At 47.6% G+C, this 22,030-nt stretch carries 20 protein-coding genes; 6 read left to right on the forward strand and 14 right to left on the reverse strand.

All coding sequences use genetic code 11. The features are described 5' to 3' along the window. Positions 1–72 precede the first annotated feature (72 nt). The 11 genes from AC53GJ_RS14115 to pspA form a co-directional block, all read right to left on the reverse strand. Complete coding sequence (locus AC53GJ_RS14115; RefSeq protein WP_496728547.1) at positions 73–1,218, reverse strand: homogentisate 1,2-dioxygenase; 1,146 nt, start codon at positions 1,216–1,218, stop codon at positions 73–75. Then, positions 1,211–2,284, reverse strand: coding sequence for a 4-hydroxyphenylpyruvate dioxygenase (hppD, locus tag AC53GJ_RS14120; RefSeq protein ID WP_496728549.1), 1,074 nt, complete (start codon positions 2,282–2,284; stop codon positions 1,211–1,213). Before hppD ends, AC53GJ_RS14115 begins: the two co-directional genes overlap by 8 nt. 218 nt (positions 2,285–2,502) lie before the next feature. Then, positions 2,503–4,065 (reverse strand): transcriptional regulator TyrR, encoded by a 1,563-nt coding sequence (tyrR, locus tag AC53GJ_RS14125; protein ID WP_496728551.1) that lies wholly within the window; start codon positions 4,063–4,065, stop codon positions 2,503–2,505. Between the two features lie 165 nt (positions 4,066–4,230). Further along, positions 4,231–4,572, reverse strand: a complete 342-nt coding sequence (locus AC53GJ_RS14130; RefSeq protein ID WP_496728553.1) for a 4a-hydroxytetrahydrobiopterin dehydratase — start codon at positions 4,570–4,572, stop codon at positions 4,231–4,233. A gap of 43 nt (positions 4,573–4,615) precedes the next feature. After that, positions 4,616–5,407 carry a phenylalanine 4-monooxygenase gene (gene phhA, locus AC53GJ_RS14135; protein ID WP_496728555.1) on the reverse strand — a complete coding sequence of 264 codons (792 nt, stop codon included), beginning with the start codon at positions 5,405–5,407 and terminating at the stop codon, positions 4,616–4,618. 175 nt (positions 5,408–5,582) lie between these two features. Then, the gene (megL, locus tag AC53GJ_RS14140; RefSeq protein WP_496728557.1) at positions 5,583–6,845 is read right to left on the reverse strand and encodes a methionine gamma-lyase; all 1,263 of its coding nucleotides are present in this window, start codon (positions 6,843–6,845) and stop codon (positions 5,583–5,585) included. A 130-nt stretch (positions 6,846–6,975) separates the two neighbouring features. Further along, positions 6,976–8,001, reverse strand: a complete 1,026-nt coding sequence (locus AC53GJ_RS14145; RefSeq protein ID WP_496728559.1) for a TIGR01620 family protein — start codon at positions 7,999–8,001, stop codon at positions 6,976–6,978. Beyond that, complete coding sequence (locus tag AC53GJ_RS14150) at positions 7,998–9,377, reverse strand: YcjX family protein (protein ID WP_496728561.1); 1,380 nt, start codon at positions 9,375–9,377, stop codon at positions 7,998–8,000. The genes AC53GJ_RS14145 and AC53GJ_RS14150 overlap by 4 nt, the downstream gene beginning before the upstream one ends. 47 nt (positions 9,378–9,424) lie before the next feature. Beyond that, complete coding sequence (gene pspC / locus AC53GJ_RS14155) at positions 9,425–9,835, reverse strand: envelope stress response membrane protein PspC (RefSeq protein WP_496728563.1); 411 nt, start codon at positions 9,833–9,835, stop codon at positions 9,425–9,427. After that, positions 9,822–10,064 (reverse strand): envelope stress response membrane protein PspB, encoded by a 243-nt coding sequence (gene pspB / locus AC53GJ_RS14160; RefSeq protein WP_496728565.1) that lies wholly within the window; start codon positions 10,062–10,064, stop codon positions 9,822–9,824. The genes pspC and pspB overlap by 14 nt, the downstream gene beginning before the upstream one ends. A 25-nt stretch (positions 10,065–10,089) precedes the next feature. After that, entirely contained in the window at positions 10,090–10,758 is a 669-nt protein-coding gene (gene pspA / locus AC53GJ_RS14165; protein ID WP_496728567.1) for a phage shock protein PspA, read from the reverse strand. A gap of 187 nt (positions 10,759–10,945) precedes the next feature. Here pspA and pspF point away from each other — a divergent pair, with 187 nt between their 5' ends. The 6 genes from pspF to AC53GJ_RS14195 are packed head-to-tail and all read left to right on the forward strand — an operon-like array spanning position 10,946 to position 17,343. Further along, positions 10,946–12,070, forward strand: a complete 1,125-nt coding sequence (gene pspF, locus AC53GJ_RS14170) for a phage shock protein operon transcriptional activator (RefSeq protein WP_496728569.1) — start codon at positions 10,946–10,948, stop codon at positions 12,068–12,070. Next, the gene (locus AC53GJ_RS14175) at positions 12,067–13,677 is read left to right on the forward strand and encodes an ABC transporter substrate-binding protein (protein WP_496728571.1); all 1,611 of its coding nucleotides are present in this window, start codon (positions 12,067–12,069) and stop codon (positions 13,675–13,677) included. Before pspF ends, AC53GJ_RS14175 begins: the two co-directional genes overlap by 4 nt. After that, complete coding sequence (locus tag AC53GJ_RS14180; RefSeq protein WP_496728573.1) at positions 13,674–14,693, forward strand: ABC transporter permease; 1,020 nt, start codon at positions 13,674–13,676, stop codon at positions 14,691–14,693. Before AC53GJ_RS14175 ends, AC53GJ_RS14180 begins: the two co-directional genes overlap by 4 nt. A 1-nt stretch (position 14,694) precedes the next feature. After that, positions 14,695–15,588 (forward strand): ABC transporter permease subunit, encoded by an 894-nt coding sequence (locus AC53GJ_RS14185; RefSeq protein WP_496728575.1) that lies wholly within the window; start codon positions 14,695–14,697, stop codon positions 15,586–15,588. After that, positions 15,588–16,583 (forward strand): peptide ABC transporter ATP-binding protein, encoded by a 996-nt coding sequence (locus AC53GJ_RS14190; RefSeq protein ID WP_496728578.1) that lies wholly within the window; start codon positions 15,588–15,590, stop codon positions 16,581–16,583. The genes AC53GJ_RS14185 and AC53GJ_RS14190 overlap by 1 nt, the downstream gene beginning before the upstream one ends. Continuing rightward, complete coding sequence (locus AC53GJ_RS14195) at positions 16,576–17,343, forward strand: ATP-binding cassette domain-containing protein (RefSeq protein WP_496728580.1); 768 nt, start codon at positions 16,576–16,578, stop codon at positions 17,341–17,343. Before AC53GJ_RS14190 ends, AC53GJ_RS14195 begins: the two co-directional genes overlap by 8 nt. 113 nt (positions 17,344–17,456) lie before the next feature. Here AC53GJ_RS14195 and AC53GJ_RS14200 read toward each other — a convergent pair whose 3' ends face one another. The 3 genes from AC53GJ_RS14200 to AC53GJ_RS14210 all read right to left on the reverse strand — a co-directional run bounded on the left by AC53GJ_RS14200 (position 17,457) and on the right by AC53GJ_RS14210 (position 22,007). Beyond that, entirely contained in the window at positions 17,457–19,238 is a 1,782-nt protein-coding gene (locus AC53GJ_RS14200; RefSeq protein WP_496728582.1) for a hypothetical protein, read from the reverse strand. A 346-nt stretch (positions 19,239–19,584) separates the two neighbouring features. Further along, on the reverse strand, positions 19,585–19,707 hold the full coding sequence (locus AC53GJ_RS14205) for a hypothetical protein (RefSeq protein WP_496728584.1): 123 nt from the start codon (positions 19,705–19,707) through the stop codon (positions 19,585–19,587). A gap of 383 nt (positions 19,708–20,090) precedes the next feature. Then, positions 20,091–22,007 carry a SurA N-terminal domain-containing protein gene (locus AC53GJ_RS14210; RefSeq protein WP_496728586.1) on the reverse strand — a complete coding sequence of 639 codons (1,917 nt, stop codon included), beginning with the start codon at positions 22,005–22,007 and terminating at the stop codon, positions 20,091–20,093. Between the last annotated feature and the right edge of the window lie 23 nt (positions 22,008–22,030).

Raw genomic sequence — 22,030 nt, forward strand, 5'->3', positions numbered from 1 at the left:
ACTTCCTATCCAAAATTGCGATTTCAGGTTGCAGTCAGCCGGCACTCCGAGCTGACTGTCAGCCGACATGGGTCAGACTGCTGACACAGGTTTAACTTTCCAGCTGTTGACATAATCCGGGTTTTCAGTAGCCACCGCAGCGGGTCCGACTTCCAAGGCATCACGGGTATCCAGCATCACCGCAACTTCATCAGTGAATTTCTTGCGATACTCGCGTCCAGCCTGAAAAGCCTTCGGATGCGGACCATGGGTAAAACCAGCCGGATGGAAAGTCACCATGCCACGTTCAATGTTATCGCGGCTGAAGAAATCGCCGGCATGGTAAAACAGCACTTCATCGTAGTCGTCGTTGTTGTGATAAAACGGCACTTTTAACGCACCAGGATCACTTTCAATCGGTCTTGGCACAAAGGTACAGACCACAAAACGTTGCGCCACAAAAGTCGTGTGCGCTGAAGGTGGCAGATGATAACGATGACTCATCAAAGGCCGGATATCACGCCAGTTGATCCTCATGACGGTTAAGTCACCATGCCAGCCAATCGCATCCAGCGGGTTGTACGGAAAAGTGACTGTCGAGACTTTACCATGCCGTTTGATCTGCACTTTAGTTTCTGTTTCAGCATATTGCGCCTGAAAAGCTGCATCAATTTTTGGTGTATCCAGCATCGCCGGGTCAAAAATCGCATGATTACCAACCAAACCTTTCTCCGGTAACTGGTAGGAATCATTGGTTGCTTCAATCATCAGCACAAATAACGGCTCGCTCGGAACTAACCGCCACATGGTTGAGCGCGGGATCACGACATAATCGCCATCACGCAGCGTCAAATGGCCATAATCACAATACAACTCGGCACTGCCTTCATGGATAAATAACAGTTCATCACCGTCGGCATTGCGCACTAAATAATCCATCGGCTGCTGGAGCCGCCAGGTGCGCATTTTACAGTGCGCATTGTGCAGCAGATCCGGCACTGCCCATGGCGAATTGTGCTGATCTTCGGCGATGTGATTAAAGTTAAACAAACGTGGCCGTAACGGTCCTTCCCAGTTGCTCCAGCCGGTCGGGGCATGAGTATGATGCAGGTGGGACGCCGGGCCAAAAAAGCCACTGCGGCCGACTTCGCGCTCATAAATTGCTTGCTCCGGAAAATCGGCGTGCGCCTGGCGGGACACGTCACCTTCTTTTAATGGAAAAGACGTCCACTTACGCATCAGCTAATACCCCACGCCGGATTTGGTCTTCTTCAATAGACTCAAACAGCGCTTTGAAGTTACCTTCACCAAAGCCCTGGTTACCTTTACGCTGAATGATTTCGAAAAAGACCGGACCAATCACGGTTTTGGTAAAAATTTGCAGCAGGATCCCGTCTTTTTCCGGGGCACCGTCAATCAGGATCCGCAGTTCACGCAGCATATCCACGTCTTCGCCATGGCCAACCACCCGGCTGTTCACTTTGTTGTAATAAGTGTCAGGTGTCGGCATAAAGTCCATGCCACGGGCACGCAGAGTGCGCACGGTTTCGTAGATATTCTCGGTGGTCAAAGCAATATGCTGGATGCCTTCGCCTTTGTATTCACGAATAAACTCTTCGATCTGAGATTTATCATCGGAAGATTCGTTGATCGGGATACGAATTTTACCGCAAGGTGCTGTCATGGCACGGGACACCAGACCAGTCAGCTTGCCTTCGATATCAAAATAACGGATTTCGCGAAAGTTACCAATGTTCTCGTAAAAACCTGACCAGAGGTTCATATTGCCACGACGGACATTGTGCGTTAAGTGGTCTAACACTTCCAGACCAACCCCATGGGTTGCCATGCAGGTCTGCCAGTTATCATAAAATTTAAAGTCCACGTCATAGACAGAACTTTGGCCGTAACGATCAACAAAATACAACAGGCTGCTGCCAATGCCGTAGACTGCCGGAATATTGAGTTCCATCGGGCCAACCTGATTGTGATATTCCTTGGCACCATTGGCTAAGGCATGACCTAAAGCTGCGGCGGCATCTTTGACTCTGAATGCCATCGCACAGACGCTTGGTCCGTGCTGGCGGGCAAACTCTTCCGCCTGTGAATTTGGCTCGCCATTGACAATAAAATTAATATCACCTTGCTTGTATAACCAAGCTTGTTTGGAACGATGCTGTGCGACTTCAGTAAAACCCAGTGAAACAAAAAGTTGTTTTAACTTATTGATACCTTCGGCATCAGCCGCAGTGTATTCCACGAACTCAAAACCATCAGTTCCTAACGGATTAATAGGATCGAACATCAGCAAACTCCAGAGATAAGATATTGTTTTGTGCTTGCTATCTTGAGCTGTTTGGCTGAAAAAGAAAGGGTGCTGGCTAACAAGGTGCTAACAGTTGAAAACAGTTGTTTTGTACAAATATTTATACGAAAAGGTATTTTTACCTAAAATAACTAAAAACAGCCGCAAAAATGCCCTTTTGCAGCTGTTACTAGTACAGAGAAGCGCACAAAGCGTAGTTAAATTTTTACACTCTTACGATTAATGCCATATTCACGTAATTTATTTGCGACTGCAGTGTGACTTAAACCCAACTTTTTCGCCAGTTGTCTTGAACTTGGATAGGCAGGAAACAGTTTGCGCAGCAGATTGGCTTCGAACTTTTTAACCGCCTCATCCAGCGTGCCATCAAAATCTTTTTCCAGATAACCAAAGTCATTGGTGTAACTGGGCAATTGCAACTGATCTTTATCCAGCTCATAGCCTTCAAGCAAAGTCACAGCACGGTATAAGGCATTTTCCAGTTGCCGCACGTTACCAGGCCAAGGATATTGCTGGACAAACTGGGCACAATCCTCGGTCATTTTTGGTGGTTTGCGGCCTAACCGGGCGGCAAAGCGGCTGATAAACAACTCACTGAGCGGCACAATATCTTGTTTACGATCTCGCAGCGGCGGTAAAGTCAGTGTCAGCACATTCAACCGATAAAACAAATCTTCCCGAAATTTCCCTTCCCGCACCATACTTGGTAAATCTTTTTGCGTAGTGCAAATGACACGGACATCAACCCGTACTTCATTTTCATCCGCCACCCGGCGAAAACTGCCATCCTGTAAAAACCGCAGTAATTTGGTCTGCAGCTCACGTGACATCTCACCGACTTCATCTAAAAATACCGTACCTTTATTAGCTTGTTCAAAAATGCCTTTTTTGCCTTCAGTGCTGCCGGAAAAGGCATGAGGACCATAACCAAATAACTCAGATTCTGCGACATTGTCTGGCATTGCGGCGCAGTTGACTGCCAAAAAAGGTTTGCCAGCCCGGCTGCTGGCAGCATGGCAGGCTCGAGCCAGCAGCTCTTTGCCAGTGCCGGTTTCACCAATGATCAAAATAGGCGCATCCAACTGCGACATTTTTTTAGCTTCCCTCACCACCCGCCGCATCACATTGCTACTGGCCTGCAAGGAATTAAAACTCTCTTGATCACTTTTCTTAAACACCACCATCTGCTCGCCCAGCCGGCTTTCAGATTTTAAGTTGATCACTGCGCCGGCCAGAATTTCATGGCCTGCTTCATCCGGCACCATCACCGGCAGCACATCAGCAATAAATCTTTTGCCATGAATTTCAAAACGGCGGGTTTGCGCCAGTACATCATCACTTTCCAGCCAGCGTAAAAAATTAAAGCCTTTGACCATAGTCGCCAGTGATTGACCAATAATGTCATCAAAGCCGACGGACAAAGCTTGCAGCGCAGCATCGTTAATAATGGTGACATTGGCTTTGGTATCGATGGCGATAACACCATCAGGTAAGGTTTTCAGCAAAGTGCTGAGTTCGTTGTGTTCACGTTCTGAGGGTAAAAATGCGGTGGTTTTGACATCATCCACCCCGGTGATACGGCGAATTTTTGCCATTAACTCTTGAAACTTTTCAAAATCAACAGTCGGGAATGCTACATACATCCGACCTAACATCGGATCAACTTCAATACCACGCAAATCAAGTTGATAATTCACCAAAATATTCAGGACTTCCTGAGCAATACCGACTCGGTCCTGACAATGAATTTCTAAACGCATCGTCTTACACGCCTTTATCTGTCTGATATCATTTATCATACGGGATAAAAGCGCATCGAGACCAGTGCTTTTTGTAAACTAATATGAACAACCGGCAATTTCGACAAAAAAATTGCCAGCGAAGCCTTGCGTTAACCGGTTGCAGCCGTTACTTGACAGGCGCTATTACTGCGCCAGTAGCTGATCAGTTTTTGCCGCACAGATAAAATCATTTTTATGCAAGCCTTTGATCGAATGTGACCACCAGGTGACGGTCAGCTTGCCCCATTCCAATAATAATGCCGGATGATGACCTTCTGCTTCAGCCAGCTGTGCAACTTGCTGATGGAATGCCCAAGCCAGCTTAAAATTTTTAAATTTATAGCTGCGCTCTAATTGTATAATACCGTCCCGTACTATCGGGGTCCAATCCGGGATCTGACGCATCAGCTCCGGCAGCTCTGCATCAGACACCCGAGGCGCATCTGCCCGACAAGCTTCACATTTCATTACGGCTAATTCAGTCATGGTTGTTCTCTGTGATCACAAGGAAATTATTGAATAGCCAGCTTTAACTGGCTTTTTTCTGTTTTGGCGGAAACTTCGGTGCATGCAAACCAAGCGCTTTGGCTTGTTGCACCAGCGCCATTAAATCGAGTTGACCAATGTCAAACAGGTCATGGATACCGCGGATTTTAAAATAAATCGGCTGCATGATATCAATCCGATATGGGGTGCGGAACACATCAACCACATCCAGCATTTTACGCTCGGGGATCTCTGAGTGCATCGCATACTGGGTTTCGCCCGGCGAAGATAAAATTCCGCCGCCATAGATCCGCAGACCCGCCGCAGTTTCCATCAGACCAAATTCAATGGTAAACCAATACAATCGGGCCAGATAAACCCGGTCTTCTTTGTTGGCAGCCAAACCCAATTTGCCATAAATATGGGTAAATTCGGCAAAGTCCGGATGAGTCAACATAGCGCAATGGCCGAAAATTTCATGAAAAATATCCGGTTCCTGCAAATAATCAAATTCTTCTTTGCTACGAATAAAAGTGGCAACCGGAAACCGTTTATTGGCAAGTAATTCAAAAAAGCGATCAAAACTAATCAGCGCCGGAACTTCGGCACATTCCCAGCCTGTGGTTGCCCGCAGCACTTTGCTGACGTCTTCCAGTTGTGGGATCCGGTCAGTTGGCAATTGCAGCTTCTCAAGGCCGGCCATATATTCATCACAGGCTTTGCCCTGAATACAGGATAACTGCCGCGCCATCAATTGACTCCAGATGGCGTTTTCCTCCTCGCTCCAGGCAATAAAGCCAGTCGCATCGGATTGTTTGGATACGTAAGTTGTCATACTGCTACCTGTTGCAAAATTTTTTAGCCGGCGCTTCTGTGGCGCAGCTTTGATAGCCGGATCCTAGTTGATTGTGATCCGGCTGTTAATCACCCGATTGAAAATCACTTGCGGCAAATCGTAAAGATATCTAAACAGCTGATGCATATAGACAATATATCTTATTGATTTAAAATCATTTAATTTGCTGTTGCTGCATCTTTACTAAGGCTTGCGACAGGTCAGCAATGATGTCGCTGACGTGTTCAAGACCGACTGAAATCCGAATTAAGCCATCACTAATCCCCGCCATTTGCCGCTCTTCTGCGGTATAAGGGCTGTGGGTCATTGAAGCCGGATGCTGGATTAAGGACTCAGCATCTCCCAGACTGACCGCAAGGCTAAGCAATCGACATTGGTTAATAAAATAACGACCATCGGCCAGACTACCGTTCAGTTCAAAAGCTAGCACACCACCGGCAGCGCGCATCTGCGGACCAATAAAACGATGACCGGGATGATCCGCCAAGCCGGGGTAATACACCTGCGCCACCGCCGGATGGGTCGCTAAAAATTCGGCCACTTGCTGGGCATTACTGCAATGGCGTTCCATCCGTACCGCCAGCGTTTTCAAACCCCGAATAATCAGCCAGGCATCGTGCGGACTGATAGTCGCGCCCATATCTTTGAGCGTGGTCAATTTGATGGTCTGAATTTTTTCGACATCAGAGACAATAATACCGGCCACCACATCGCCATGACCGTTGAGGTATTTGGTTGCACTATGGATCACAATGTCGATGCCAAACCGGGCTGGCTGTTGCAATAATGGTGTCAGGAAAGTGTTGTCAATCACCGAAATAATGCCGTGCTGCTGGCAAAACTGCCCGAGAAACTGCAGATCCAGCACCACCAGGTTCGGATTAATCGGAGTTTCAGCAAATAACATTCGGGTGTTCGGTCGCAGTGCGGCCTGCACCGCAGCATGGTCAGTCATATCAACAAAACTGACGTCAATGCCGTAGCGGGCAAACTGATGGTTAAACAAGGCAAAGCTACAACCATAAATGGCTTTGCTGGCGAGCAGGTGATCCCCTTGTTGTAAAAAGGCCATGGTCGCAGCAGCGACCGCGCCCATGCCGGTCGCAGTGGCAGCAGCATCCGCCATGCCTTCCAGCGCTGCCACTTTCAGTTCCAGTTCCCGCGTGGTGGGATTGCCAAGCCGGGTGTAAATATACCCCTGCTGTTCACCGGCAAAACGGGCGGCGCCTTGCTCTGCATTATCAAACACAAAGGTTGATGTCTGATATAACGGCGTCGCTAGCGCACCGTACTGACTGTCTTTCACTTTACCGGCATGAATACACTGGGTTTCAGCATGAGGGCTGGCCGGATGATGCCCGGCATCTGTTGGGGCGATGAAAAAAGTCTCTGCCTGCGGGAACTGCGAACTGCTCATATCAAAATTTGCCTTAGATGAATTTTTTATCATCTAAGCAAATTGGTTATAACAAACACAAGGCATGCAGACATCCGTCAGTCTGCATTTGTCGCTGCTCTGCGGCGACAAATGCGGACGATTGTAAAATTTAGTTTGCAGTTTTACCTGAGGTAAATTTCGTCAGCAGGTCCTGCATCACCTGACGGATCAACCCAGGTTCAGACACCGTTAACGGTAACGGCCTTAATTCCTGTTGCGCAAATTTGCCCAATCTTGCCACCAACACCGCCGCCAGCACGCCCTGACCCAAGCGGGCAGATAATTTACCGGTCAGTTCAGCGCCGACAAAATCACTGCCTAAGTCCACCGCCATCTCGCTGGCACCGGTAAAAAACAGCGTTTGAACAAATTTTTTCAGCAAACGTACACTGCGAAGCCGACCAACCGAACAACCATAGAGACTGGCGATTTCCCGCAGCATCAGACTGGCGCGCCACAACACCAGCAGCATATCCGCCAGGGCAAACGGACTCATCGCTACCGCCACACCAGTTTGCATGGCTGCCAGGCGGATTTGCTGCTGTACCTGGCTATCAGCCGCCTGCACGACCGTCTGCTCAAACAAACGCAGTGTTTCGGCATCACTGAACTGGGCCTGATGCTGAGTCAAAAACTGTTGCCACAAGGTTTCAGTAGCGGTTCCAGCAGGCATCGCGTGGCGGATTTGCTGACATAAAGGTAAGGCTTCCCCAAACTGCACCGAGGCCTGGATCCGTTCAGCAGCTTGTCGCCAGTGCTGGCGTTGCCGCAGTTGCTGCCATAAGCGCCATTCGGTCAGGGCGACACGCCCTACCAGCACTGCCACAAAACCGGTGAGCGCTGTAACAACACCGCCTTGCCAGAGACTGGCCTGCCAACTGGTGCTGATAAAATCAGCCCATTGCCAGCCCGCCAGTAAGAGCGCACAGGCTAAAGCACCAGCCCAGTACCACAGGCTGCGATCAGTCTGTTGAGGTTCAGTGCTCACCACAGGCTCAGCTTGCTCAAAAGCACTGTCATCATAGCGAACAGCCGCCTGCAACTGCAGCGGCTCTGACTGAGCGGGCTTTAACGTCTGAAAATCAGCCGCACTGAATCGACTGGCCTGTTTTAACGGGGGGTCGGTTGGTGTCATCTGAGTTTATCTCCAAGTAAAAATTCCAGCGCCTGATCCAGCCGCAATTGCGGCAGTTGTTGTTGCGACCTTAATACTCTTGGCAAAAAATCAGCAAAAGCAAAGGCATGCTCTGCAAACAACAAGGGGGATGGCATAGTCCAGGGCATTTCGCCCGGATAGATGGTCAACAGCTCACCATCCGGGGCCCGCCGTCCCTGAATACAAGGCTGCTGACCCTCGCTGGTCTGCACCTGGCCCACCTCAGTACAAACCACGGCAGAGAGCGCCATGGCTTCAGACTGGCAATACTGGTAACGGCTGTCCTGCAGGGGTTGCTGCAGCAATTGTTGTAACAGCAAGGTCAGATTTTTATGTTGTTCCGGCGTGAGCTGGTCGGCTTTACTGGCCGCAAACAATACTTTGTTAATACGGGGCTGGAACAAGCGTTGCCACCAACTGGCAGGACCATACTGAAAACTTTGTAAAATTAACATCAGTGCTTGTTGCAGTTCCTGCAGCACATCATAACCAGCGTTGAGCGCAGACAAACAATCGACCAGCACCACCTGACGGTCCAGACTGGCAAAATAACGCTGATAAAAGGGCTCGATCACCAGTTGCTGATAACTTTGGTAATGTTTTTTTAGTCGCAGCAACAATTTTGACGGCCGCTGCAGTTGTGCTGGCAACAATGGCAGTAATTGCAGCAGAGGGGTGCCAGCCAAATCTCCAGGCAGTAACAAACGGCCGGGTTGTAACAAATAGGCGTGGCATTCATGCCGCCAGCGCGATAATAACAGCGCAAATTTGTCGGTTAAATTTTGTAACTGCAACTCAGAATCATCATCCAAATCAATGTTTTGTAGAAATGTTTCAAACTCTGCTGTTAAATCTGCCCGCTGCGGCTGGTGAAATAATTGCCAGCTAAAATCACACCATTGCTGATAATCCATCTGTAACATCGGCAAATCCAATAACCATTCGCCGGGATAGTCCACCAAATCAAGTTGCAGATCACGATAGTCGGTCAAGCGCGCAGCTAAAGTTCCGGTCGGCCGATAACGTAGCTGCAATGAGAGCTGGCTCCAATTACTGGTGGACTGTGGCCATTGCCCCTGGCGCAGTTGCTGCACGTTCAGCTCATAAGGAAAACGCGGTGTTTGCATCGCCTGATCCGGCAGCACTTTGCCGCCCAGATAACGCTGTTGTTGCAAGGGTGAGAAAAATGGCAGTTCCAGTTCACTGACAGGTCCGGTCAGTTGATTGACCAGACTGGTGATAAAAGCGGTTTTACCGGCGCCGGACAAGCCGGTAATACCAAGTCTGACATGACGATCAAGAGCTCTTTGCCCTAATACCTGCGTTTGATGTTGTAGCTTGCGCCAGATGTGCATCGGCCCTCCACAGCAAAAGACAAGGGAAAGCCACCCGAAGGTGGCGATTACAGCCGTCTGAATTCACGATTCAGCTGAAATTTATGCGACGTAACATGTTTTTCCAACTGACGTAGCCGCACCTCAATATGGTCAAACTGTTGTTGCAAATGGCCTAAGGCTTGTTTCGGTGCTTCACCGCGTTGCCAAATACGGGTTTTCACTTCCACCGGTCTGTCCATTTTCGCGACAGGCTGCCGACCTTGCCTGGCTTCAGCGACAGATTTTTTCTCCAGCACTATCCAGCCAGCAATATACAGTACAGGTAAAAATCCACCAAAGCCAAGTAATACCGCCGCCAAAGCTACCACCCGGACTAACCACAACTCCCAGCCAAAGTAATCAGCAATACCGGCACAGACCCCGGCGATTTTGCCATTGCGGTCGTCCCTTAACAGTTCTTTTTTAACTGTGCTCATGCTCGCGTCTCCAATTTGGCGACTCAGCATCCAGAATGGCTTCCAGCGTTTTAATCCTGTCCGCCATTTTTTCTGCTCGGTTTGACAGATCATTCAGTTGGTTTAACTCAGTCTCGGATAAACCTTCTGACATTTTTCGTTTGCTGCGGTAATGCATGATGACCCAGATCGGCGCCACAAAAATCATGAACATCATCAAAGGCACAGCAAAAGCTTCTTGAATTTCCATAATTGACTCCCGAAACGCCTGAAACTCAGGCGTTATTATCGTTGTTCAGCTTTGCTTTTAATGCTGCCAGTTCAGAATCAATTTTATCCTGGGCTGCCAGCTCAGCAAATTCATCGCGTAAGGTCTTTTTGCCTAAATCATAGGATTCAACCTGAGCTTCCAGCGAATCGATTTTTTGCTCATAACGCTCGAACTTATACATTGCATCGTTTAAGCGGTTGCTGTCTAACGTTTTTTTCACTTCAAGCCGGGAAGTCACTGTTTGCTGACGCATCAGCATCGATTTTTGGCGTGCTTTAGCATCTGCCAGTTTTTCCTGCAATTGGCCAACTTCGTCCTGTAATTTGCTGACATGTGCATCCAGATTCTGGATATCGGCAGCCACAGTCGCAGCTTGATCCGCCGCTTTTTGTTTTTCAATCAGAGCAGAACGCGCTAAATCATCGCGATTTTTCGACAGCGCCAGCTCAGCTTTCGACTGCCAATCCTGCACTTCTTCTTCCAGCCGGCTCACCACCCGCTGTAACTCTTTTTTCTCAGCAATGGTTTTGGCAGAAGTAGAACGAACTTCAACCAAGGTATCTTCCATTTCCTGAATAATCAGCCGTACCATTTTTTCTGGATCTTCGGCCTTATCTAATAACGCATTGATGTTGGAATTGACGATATCTGAAAAGCGAGAAAAAATACCCATGATAATTACCTCATTAAATGTCTAAGTTGCTTCAGACTATGTTATTCAGTTTCCTTGCCAACTTGCCAAAATAAACATAAGCAATTGAATAATATCAGTTAATTTAATTTTTAAACAAAACCTTCTTTAATTTGCCATTATGAAATAGACTACAAATTAGTATTTTTCACTAATTTGTAGCAGGGATATGACCAGAGCATTGCAACAAGACAACCTGATTGGTCAGGCGAACAGTTTTCTCAACGTATTGGATCAGGTTTCACAAATCGCGCCACTGAATAAACCTGTATTGATCATCGGTGAGCGCGGCACCGGTAAAGAACTGATCGCAGCCCGGCTGCATTTTTTATCCCAACGTTGGGATCAATCTTATCTGACGCTGAACTGTGCCTCTCTCAATGAAAACTTACTGGAAAGTGAACTCTTTGGTCACGAAGCCGGCGCCTTTACCGGGGCCAGCAAAAGGCATGAAGGCCGCTTTGAACGGGCTAATTTTGGTACCTTGTTTTTAGATGAACTGGCCAATACCCCGGGTCTGGTGCAAGAAAAATTGCTCAGGGTGATTGAATATGGCGAATTTGAGCGGGTTGGTGGCAGCAGAGCTATTAAAGTGGATGTCCGGCTGATTTGCGCCACCAATGAAGATTTGCCTGCAATGGCGGAACTGGGGGAATTCAGAGCCGACTTACTGGACAGGCTGGCTTTTGATGTGATCACCTTGCCACCAATGCGAGAGCGACGCGAGGATATTCTGCTGCTGGCTGAACATTTTGGCATGAGCATGGCGAAGGAACTGAATTTTGAACTGTTCAGTGGTTTCAGCGAAAAAGCCAAACGGGCGTTACTGGATTACGACTGGCCTGGCAATGTGCGGGAATTGAAAAACGTGGTCGAGCGCAGCGTTTATCGCTGCAACAACCCTTATGTGCCAGTCCATGATATTTTATTTGACCCTTTTGCCTCGCCATTCCGGCCAAAACAGCGGGTTAAAACATTGGATCGGCAGTTACAACCTGCAACCACTGCTGGAGTGACACCGGCTATGTCATTGGCGGAAACAACAAGAGTAGCCAAGTCAGCAGCTTCCGGTGATAATGGCTCGCAACCTGCTCTGATAGCACCTATCGCAGCCGATTTCAGCCTGCAGCAGGATTTCAAGCTGTTATCGGAAAGTTACGAAGTAAGTCTGATTAAACAAGCATTGGCGGCCTGCCAGTACAATCAGAAAAAAACGGCAGATGCACTGAACCTGACCTATCATCAGCTACGTGGTTATATGAAAAAATACAAACTGTTAGACAGCCAACAATGAACTATTACCCCCACCTGCTGACGCTGCTTTGCTGTAGCCTGTTGTTATCTGGCTGTGAGACTGAACCGCAATCGGCGGCAGTACAGGGTTTGATCTATTGTGCCGAAGGTTCGCCAGAAAGCTTTAACCCACAACTGGTCACTTCAGGCACCACTATTGATGCTATCAGCCAGCATTTATACGATCGATTGCTGGATATTGACCCCGATACAGGGAGCTTATTGCCAGCACTGGCCAGCAGTTGGCACATCAGTCCAGATGGGCTCAGTTACCGCTTCCGACTGAAAAACGATGTTGAGTTTCATCATACCGGCTATTTTCAACCCAGCCGGCCACTGACTGCACAAGATGTGGTCTTCACTTTTGAGCGGGTGTTATCGGTGGCAAACCCTTTTCATCATGCTGCCGCTGAATATCCATATTTTGATAGTGTCGACTGGCGCCAACTGGTCAGAAGGGTCACTGCGGTGTCAGAGCATGAAGTTGAGTTTGTACTGACCAGACCGGACAGTTCTTTTTTATCGACTCTGGCCACCGATTTTGCCGCCATTTTATCCGCCGAATACGCCGCACAATTGCAACAACAAGGCCATTTGGAACAACTGGATCAACTACCGGTGGGCACTGGCCCGTTTTATTTCCGCCATTATCAGAAAGATGTCATGATCCGCTATTACCGGCATCCGAATTACTGGCGTCAGCAGGTGCAACTGCCACAGTTGCTGATTGATATAGTGCCGGACAACACCAAACGTCTGGCAAAATTGCTGACCAAAGAATGTGATGTGGCACCGATCCCGCGGTTAGCGGAATTGTCATTATTGTCAAAAAAACCGGATTTTGTGGTCGAAGCACAAACCAGCATGAACGTAGGTTATTGGGCTTTTAATACCCAAAAGCCACCGTTTAACCAGGTAAAAGTGCGCCAGGCACTGGCTTATGCCATCAATAAACAAAATATTTTACAGGCGGTTTATTTTGGACAAGCCCAGGCAGCAGATTCATTATTGCCACCAACCTCCTGGGCTTATCAGCAAAATCGGCAAACCCAAGGCTATGATCCGGCCAAAGCCCGGCAGTTACTGGCGGAAGCAGGCTACAGTAAAGGCTTTAAGATGGATATCTGGGCGATGCCCGTACAACGTTTGTACAATCCGAATGCGCTGAAAATGGCTGAATTGCTGCAGGCAGATCTGGCGCAGGTTGGTATCAAAAGCAATATTGTGTCCTATGAATGGAATACCTTCAGACGCAAATTACGTCTGGGCGAGCATGACTCGGTGCTGATTGGCTGGTCAGCCGACAGTGCCGATCCGGATAATTTCTTGCGACCACTGCTCAGTTGTGCAGCGGCAGTATCGGGCAGCAACAGAGCCAACTGGTGTGATCCACTGTACGACGATTTATTGGCCAAGGCGGTGCTCACTGCCGATATCACCATCCGTCGTGGTTTTTATCAGGCGGCACAACAATACCAATCGGAACAAATGCCACTGGTCCCTATTGCTCATTCCAAACGCTTCCAGGTGCATAATAGCAAAGTCAGCGGCATCAAAATTAACCCCTATGGCGGCATCAGCTTTGCCAATGCAGGAAAAGCCTTATGATGCTGCATTATTTATTACGCCGGTTGTTTTTACTGGCATTTGTTTTTGTCGCACTGACCATTTTTGCGTTTAGCCTGAATTATCTGTTTCCCGGCGATGTGCTGAATAATTTTACCGGTTTACGTTACATCAGTCCGGAGCAGGAAACAGAGCTGCGCCAGGTGCTGGGGCTCGATCAAAGTTACTGGCAACAATATATTTATTTTGTCCGGCGTATTTTGGATGGGCAATGGGCTTTGTCATTTTCCAGCCAGCAAAATGTGCTGACGGAAATTTTATTGGTAATGCCGGCAACACTGGAACTGGCCAGTTATGCGCTGTTGCTGTCGATGTTGCTGGGGATCCCACTGGGCATTCTGGCAGCAGTGCGTAAAGACAGGTGGCTGGATAAACTGATTTCATCACTGGCGCTGGTCTGTTATTCATTACCAGTTTTCTGGTGGGCTTTATTACTCATCATGCTGTTTTCACTGACCTTAGGCCTGCTGCCAACTTCGGGCCGTCTGAGCTTATTGTATGAAATTGACCATGTCACAGGCTTTATGCTGGTCGATATCTGGCTTGCTGATGTCAGTTATCAGCAAGCGGCATTCAAAGATGCAATCCGGCATTTATTATTGCCTGCAGTCGTGCTGGCCACCTACCCCACCACAGTGATGATCCGTTTTACCCGCGACTCGATGATTGAGGTGCTGGAACAAAACTATATTAAAACCGCCCGCGCCAAAGGACTGACCCGATTACAAGTGTTGTTCACTCACGGCTTGCGCAATGCGCTACTGCCTGTCACCCGGCAAATCGGCTTACAATTTAGCGCACTGATCACGCTGGCGATGATCACCGAGGTTATTTTCTCTTGGCCTGGCATCGGCCGCTGGCTGATTGATAGTATTTATCAGCGCAATTTCCCGGCGATCCAGGGCGGAGTGCTGGCAGTATCTTGTCTGGTCATTCTGGTGAATATGCTGACAGAAATTTTGCATACCTTATTTAATCCTCTGGCACGGCGGTTCTGAGATGAAAAAAATCCGACTGTATTATGAGGAGCACAACAAAGGCCCACTGAAGTTATTGTGGCAGCATTTTGCGCCACAACATTACGCTTTTTTTGGTCTGATTGCGTTATTGCTGCTGGTATCACTGGCCCTGATCACCCCATTGCTGACGCCGCATGATCCTTACCTGCAAAATTCGCAGTTACTGTTGTTAGCGCCATCCTGGCAGGAGTCTGGTTTAGTCTCTTACCCGCTTGGCACCGATGATTTGGGTCGCGATTTAATGTCCCGATTGATGCTCGGTACCAGTTATACCTTTGGCCTGGCGATCCTGGCTGTATTAGGGTCACTGCTGATTGGCCTGATCCTTGGCAGTTTATCTGGCATGAGTAAAGGGGTTAAATCGAGCATTTTTAATCACTTGCTTGATCTGGCACTGACGATCCCCTCGTTATTACTGGCGATTGTGATTGTCGCAGTGCTCGGCCCTGGCCTGATCAATACCATTTGGGCCATTATGCTGGCGCTGCTGCCGCAATTTGTCCATGGCATCCGCAACGCCATCATGCAGCAGCTGAAACAGGATTATGTCACCGCTTACCGGTTGGATGGTGCCAATAAAAGACAGTTATTGTTTTCGGTGATTTTGCCGAATATCTGGGAACAATTGGTGCTGATGGGCACTATGGCTTTATCCACCGCAGTGCTGGATATTGCAGCACTGGGATTCTTAGGCATTGGCGCTCAGGCGCCAACCCCGGAATGGGGCAGTATGATTGCCGATTCGCTGGATGCTATTTATCTCGCGCCCTGGACAGTGGCATTACCGGGTTTATTAATTTTTACCACAGTACTGGCTATTAATCTGGTTGGTGATGGCTTGCGGGTCGCGATGAAAAAACGGCGGGAAAACTGATGCAGTTATTGGATATCCGTAATCTGACACTGGAACTGGAAACGCCTGATGGCCTGGTCAGAGCTGTAGATCGGGTTAGCCTGACATTAAAAGAAGGTGAAATTCGTGGCCTGGTCGGTGAATCTGGCTCCGGTAAAAGTCTCATCGCCAAGGCTATTATGGGCGTGTTACATCAACGCTGGAAAATCAGTGCGGATCGCTTTAACTGGTGCGGTCAGGATTTGTTGCGTTTACCTTATCAGCAACAGCGTCAAATCATCAGTCGTGATATCGCCATGATTTATCAGGAGCCAAGCCGCAGTATGGATCCTACCGCGACTGTCGGCGAACAATTGGCCGAATCGATCCCAGACCATCTGCTGGAAGGATCCTGGTGGCAACGGGGGTATTACCGCAAAAAACGGGCCTTGGCACTGCTACACAAAGTTGGGATCCGTGATCATACCGTGCTCAGTAGTTACCCCTATCAGCTGTCTGAGGGCTTGTGCCAGAAAATTATGATCGCAATGGCAATCGCCAAAAGCCCAAAACTGTTGATCGCCGATGAACCAACGACAGCGCTGGAAAGCACCACCCAGGCCCAATTGTTCCGGTTACTGGCGAGCTTTAATCAACTCAAAGGCACTTCAATCCTGCTGATCAGTCATGAGCTGGAAACTGTCGCGCGTAATACGGATACCCTCAGTGTGTTGTATTGTGGCCAGTTGGTGGAGGCTGGTGACACGGCCACCCTACTGAAACACCCGCTACATCCGTACACGCATGCACTGATCCAGAGCGTCCCTGAGTTTCAGCCTGATCTTGGTTTTAAACAACAACTCTACGCCCTGCATGGCAGTATCCCAACGTTGCAACATTTACCCATCGGCTGCCGGCTGGGTCCACGTTGTCCAAACGCCCGCAAAGAATGTGTAAAAACGCCGATTATCGAGCGGCAACAAAACCATTTTTACAGTTGTCACTTCCCGATGACAGGAAAATCCAGCCATGAGTAGTTTGATCGAAGTGCGACAGCTGTGTAAAACCTACCAGAAAGCCCAGGGGCTGTTTCGGCATCAACAAGTACTGGCGTTGCAGCACTTATCCTTTCAACTCGATGCTGGCCAGACGTTAGCAGTCGTTGGCGAAACAGGCTCCGGTAAGAGTACTTTAGCCAAAATTCTGGTCGGTATCGAACAAGCTGACAGCGGCGAAGTGTTGTTGGCTGGTAAAAAGCATGATTGCGCCAATTATCAGAGCAATAACCATCTGATCCGCTATATTTTCCAGGACGCCGCCCGTTCACTGAATCCGAATCAGAAAATCGCCGATATTTTGCATGATGTGTTGCGCTACAGCACAGTCCTGAGTTTTGAGCAGCGCGAGCAGAAAATCAGTCAAACCCTAAAATTACTCGGTTTATTAAACGAGCATGGCAATTATTATCCGCACATGTTTTCCGGCGGCCAGTTACAGCGGGTGGCACTCGCGCGGGCTTTGATCCTGGACCCAAAAGTGTTAATTCTGGATGAAGCTCTGACCGCACTGGATCCGTCATTACGGGCGCAGATTGTCAACCTGTTGTTGGATCTGCAGCAAAAAACCGGTTTGGCCTATTTGCTCATCACCAACCAACTCAGATTAGTCCGCCACATCGCCGATCAAACGCTGGTACTGCATCAGGGTCAAAGCCTGGATTATGGCCCAACCCAACAAGTGTTCGAGCAACCGCAACATGATTACAGCCGAAAACTGATGAAAAGTATTCAGTTTTGAGCATAAGTAGTGCTTTGAAACGGGCTTGAATCATTTTACTGCGGATGAGTAAGCGGCCGACTTGATGGCAAAGCCTGGCCGCGTTGATTGACCGCAATATCAGCGAAAATGTATCAGTGCAATAATAACGACAGAACTGGAACAAGCCAGGGGTAGCTTGGTGTGACACCATCCGGCGATACATTGACCCTTTTTTCAGTCCATCTCTCGACAAAAGTTCGGCCGGCAGCATCGGATAACAACCTGGTTCTGACCAAGGTATTACCATTTTGCAACCAATTATGATTAATACGGCCACCAGCACCGACATAATTTGGTGAACCATCCCCCCAGTCAATCTCATAGGTCAGGCTGTCTGTAAACGGATGACAACTTCTACTGGCGACAAGGATAGCACCATCGGTTTTTACAATGTCAGGTAAGGTTATAGCTGGCTCCATGACAGCAGAACCTCCCGAAAGTAAGTCTTTATAATACAAATTTTTACTATAAACCGTTGCTGTCAGATCCTGCTCGGTATACAAGGTGAATTGTTTATCGTAAAGCTTCCAGCCTGCGACTTTGATTTTCAAATCGGTCAGCCATTTTTTTCCACCCACTTTCACCTTCATATAACCATAAATCTGAGCAGTTGCATCCACTAATAAAGCATCGACATGCTCATTCTGACCATCATCATTGGCGTCGGAACACATATTTCCATAATAACCAAACAGAGTCACAGGCAAAGCAGCAACGATGCCAACTTTAGCATTTGCAAGTTCAATGGCTCCCCAGTACATATCAAGGTAGGCAGTAAAATTGGTATCGACATAAGGCGTTAATTCAACTCTTATCTGCGCACTATAATTGGGTTGCTCCATCATAGTTAAATCAAAATCAACCTCATTCCTGGTTTTATCACAACTGGCTTTGGTACAGGTCCAACTGACCTTGGCGCTGCCTGTAACATTATGCGCGGTGTTAAATGCTGTCGCAGCTTCAACCTTGAACTTAACACCAATATCCATTTGTAGTTGTAGTTCCAACTCTAACTGGAAAATATACACCCACCATTGTTCATTGAAGTACCAAAGATTGATTTTATCGATTAAGTTATTTTTTTCATATTTATATTTGGCGTGTCCATCCAGCCCAATTTTGCCTTTCAGATCCGCATCAACATCGATCGCTGCCCGCACAAATTCAGCTTTATAAGGAATGCCACAACGGGTTTTAATCCGATAATAAATACCAGCTTTAAACGTACCTTTACCCTCATAGGTACCATTCAAGGCGGCTTCAATACCATCTTTATTGTAACTGGCAAGTTTTTCTTGTTGTTTGTCAAAGCTTTTGTTAAAAGACTTCTCTTTATCTTTCCATTTTTTGCTACAAAACCAGCCTTGTGGACTTACCCCCAGCGCCCCATTGAGCCTGAGATTATGTCTAGTCGTCATACTTTGCATATTGACGCCATCGTACTGAGAGACTTGGTTCATTGCATCTATATCAATTACGAGTCGATCAATAGGGGCAATCATTTGTTCCGCACTGACTTGCGACCAGTCACTAAAACCGGCGTCTTCTAAAATGTCATGCTCTAACCATTGCGGAAAACCGGCTTCCAGTACCCCTTTTAGGTTATTCACCACCACACTTTCATTAGTTTCAACCGGCGTAGCCACTGTTGCTGCTTTAGCTGATGCTGAAGAACTTTGTTGAGAAAATTGTTGACTGACACTCATTACATCTTTTTCAAAGATCTGATTGTAGTCTTTGTTGTTGATTTTAATCCGCTTATGATGTTCCGTTTCATAAATAACTTCGACATCAGCTGGCACAGCCGCGTAAGAGGCAAAGTTTACCGTAATAAAAACAAAACACAGCAGATAACTATAACATTTATTTAGCACATGAATCCTTTTATGCATTGTTGATAAAGGTATAGATGAATGACGTTTAACTTCTTAAGAGCGACCGGTAGAAGAAGAATTCAAAAACATAACTGAATCTCCATTATTTAGCATTCTCGTCATCAAATTCATCAGTTATACGGCATGAAAAACTAGTCAATTATTGATTGATATATGATTTTTTAACGCGTTGACTGAAATGGATACCAACCTCTTTTTATGTAAAATAATGTATTCAAAAAACTAACATTGATTCAAATCAATTTCAAGTCCGCGGCGGAAGGTATCGCGCTGAACAAATTGTCAGATTTTTACAACCACCAAACCTCTACCAGACGACTTTTCATCACGCGGTTGAAACATCGGCAAGAGAACCGAGCAGTTCAACTGCTTCTATCGTTAAAGACTGTTCCGCTTTCGTTCGCCCATTGGCCGCAGTATCCTGCGCTTGTGCATCATCAATCAACATCGAGGTGCAATGTCCTAATCACGGTTAACTATGTTCAGCCCTTCATGCTATCGGTTTTCAGCACTACTACAGCCTCGGCTGATATGGAGTGTATGCCGGAAAATGTCGACAGCATATCCGGTCTTCTGAGGCCCCATCCCAACACCTCCCGATGTTAGTCGCACTATGACAGATGTTCAGATCTCCCAGGGTAATTCGCGCGACGTTGTTCATCACATCCTTGTGATAAACCCTTCGGGATTACGCGCAAATTCGCTCCAAGCGAATTTGTCCTGCTTATACCTGTCGACTTTACGTTGTAGCATTCCGTACGCGCCGTGCCCGGCGCATCCATAAAAAAAACCGCCGCAGCGGTTTTTTTATTCTTATTCAAGATCGAACAATTACAACTCTTCGCTGGTCATTGCTGGTAATTTTCGAACAATTTCAGCTTGTTGTTTTAACGCTTGTTGCACGGCGCTAAAGTGCGATTGTGCCAGTTGCTGCGCGTACTGTTGCAACTCAGCCACTGGCGGCTCTGCCGTGGTGCTGACGTCGGTCACTTTACTGACCAGTATCACCGCTGAATCACCGGTGGTAAGACTCGTCATGCCAACGCTAACTTTACCAGCTGCGACAGGCTTAGCCAGCTCAAAAGCTTTGGTGCGAATTTCTGCATCCAGACTGCCACCAAAACGTGGCGTTGCAGGCGCGGATTCCAGTTTCAACTGGGATGCAGTGACGATAGCTGCAGCGTTGTCAGCTTTGGTCGCTTCCGCTGCGATCGCTTCAGCTTTGGCTTTGGCCAGCTTGCTACTTTCTTCAGCAACGACTGCAGCCGTGACTTCAGCTTTGACTTCATCCAAGCTTTTCACTTTTTCAGCAACATGCTCAACCAGGCGAGCCACCACCACGTGCTGTGGTGCAATTTCGATCACATCGCTGTTGGTACCTGCGGCAATAAAATCGGCATTAAACACTGTATCAAGCAGTTTTGGTGTGGCAAACACGCCGGCAGCAGTAGCCCTGGAAAACAACGCTTGCTCTTGCACTTTGCCATTCACCGCTGTGGCAGCCTCTGCCAGACTATCAGCAATTTCAAAACTTACTTCAGCCAGTTTTTGCTGTAATTCGGCAAATTGTTCAGCGGCTTTTTCTTGCTGCACTGTTGCTTTAATTGCATCACGGACTTCAGCCAGCGGTTTCACTTTGGCAGCATCAATTTCAGTGAGCTTGATAATGTGATAACCAAAAGAAGTTTTTACCACTGGGCTTAAATCACCTACTTTTGCCAACGCATAAGCGGCTTGTTCAAATTCTGCTTCCATCACATCTTTAGTGATGAAATCTAAATCACCGCCGACTTCAGCAGACACGGTATCAGCCGATTGTGTTTTGGCTAGTTCAGCAAAGTCAGCACCGGCTTGCAGTTGTTGCAGTAACTCTTCTGCTTTGGCTTTGACTGCCGTATCCTCTTCTGTCGCTTCTAACAGAATATGCGACACCCGACGGCGTTCTTCTGACTGATAGCGGCTTTGCTGTGCTTTATAATAAGCGTCAATATCGGCATCGCTGACCGCAATGTCTGCTGCCAGATCAGCAGCTTTTAATTCAACATACTGCAAAGACACCTGTTCAGGAGTCGCAAAACGTTTTTGATTCAATTGATAAAAACTATTCAGTTTGTCATCGGTGATCTCAACGTCTTTGGCAAAGTCAGCCGCTTTTAATACAGCGTATTCAATATCGCGACTTTGTTGCTGTAACGCCATCAGTTGTTTCAGTTCATTCGGTAATGCGAATTCTGAACCTGCCACGCCGGCCAATAACTGAGTACGGCTAAATTGTTCACGCAACATGTCACGGAACTGATTCGCGGTCAGATTATTTTGCCGTAACAATGCCAGATAACGGTCGTTGTTAAATACACCATCCACCTGAAACTCAGTCATTTCACGGATTGTTTTGATGATGAGTTCATCACTGACGGCCAGGCCCATGCTGGCTGCATATTGTTTCATCAGCGTCTCATCAATCAGACGATCTAACACTGAATTACGGAAATTATTCATATAGTCAGGGTTCGCAGCAAGAGAGGCAAACATCTCACCAAATTGCTGTTCCATCCTGGCACGTTCGTTCTGGTAACTTTGCTCAAATTTCGTCCGGGAAATTTCTTCGCCGTTCACGACAGCAACGGACTGGTCGCTGTTATTAGCAAAATAACTACTAACGCCGGATACGGCGAAAGTCAGGATCACCAGGCCCAGAATGACCTGAGCAACAATCCCTTTTGTACCTTCTCTGATCTTTTCTAACATGCTTGCTTTATCTCTTATAACGG

This window comes from Rheinheimera sp. B2H12 (genome assembly GCF_059620065.1).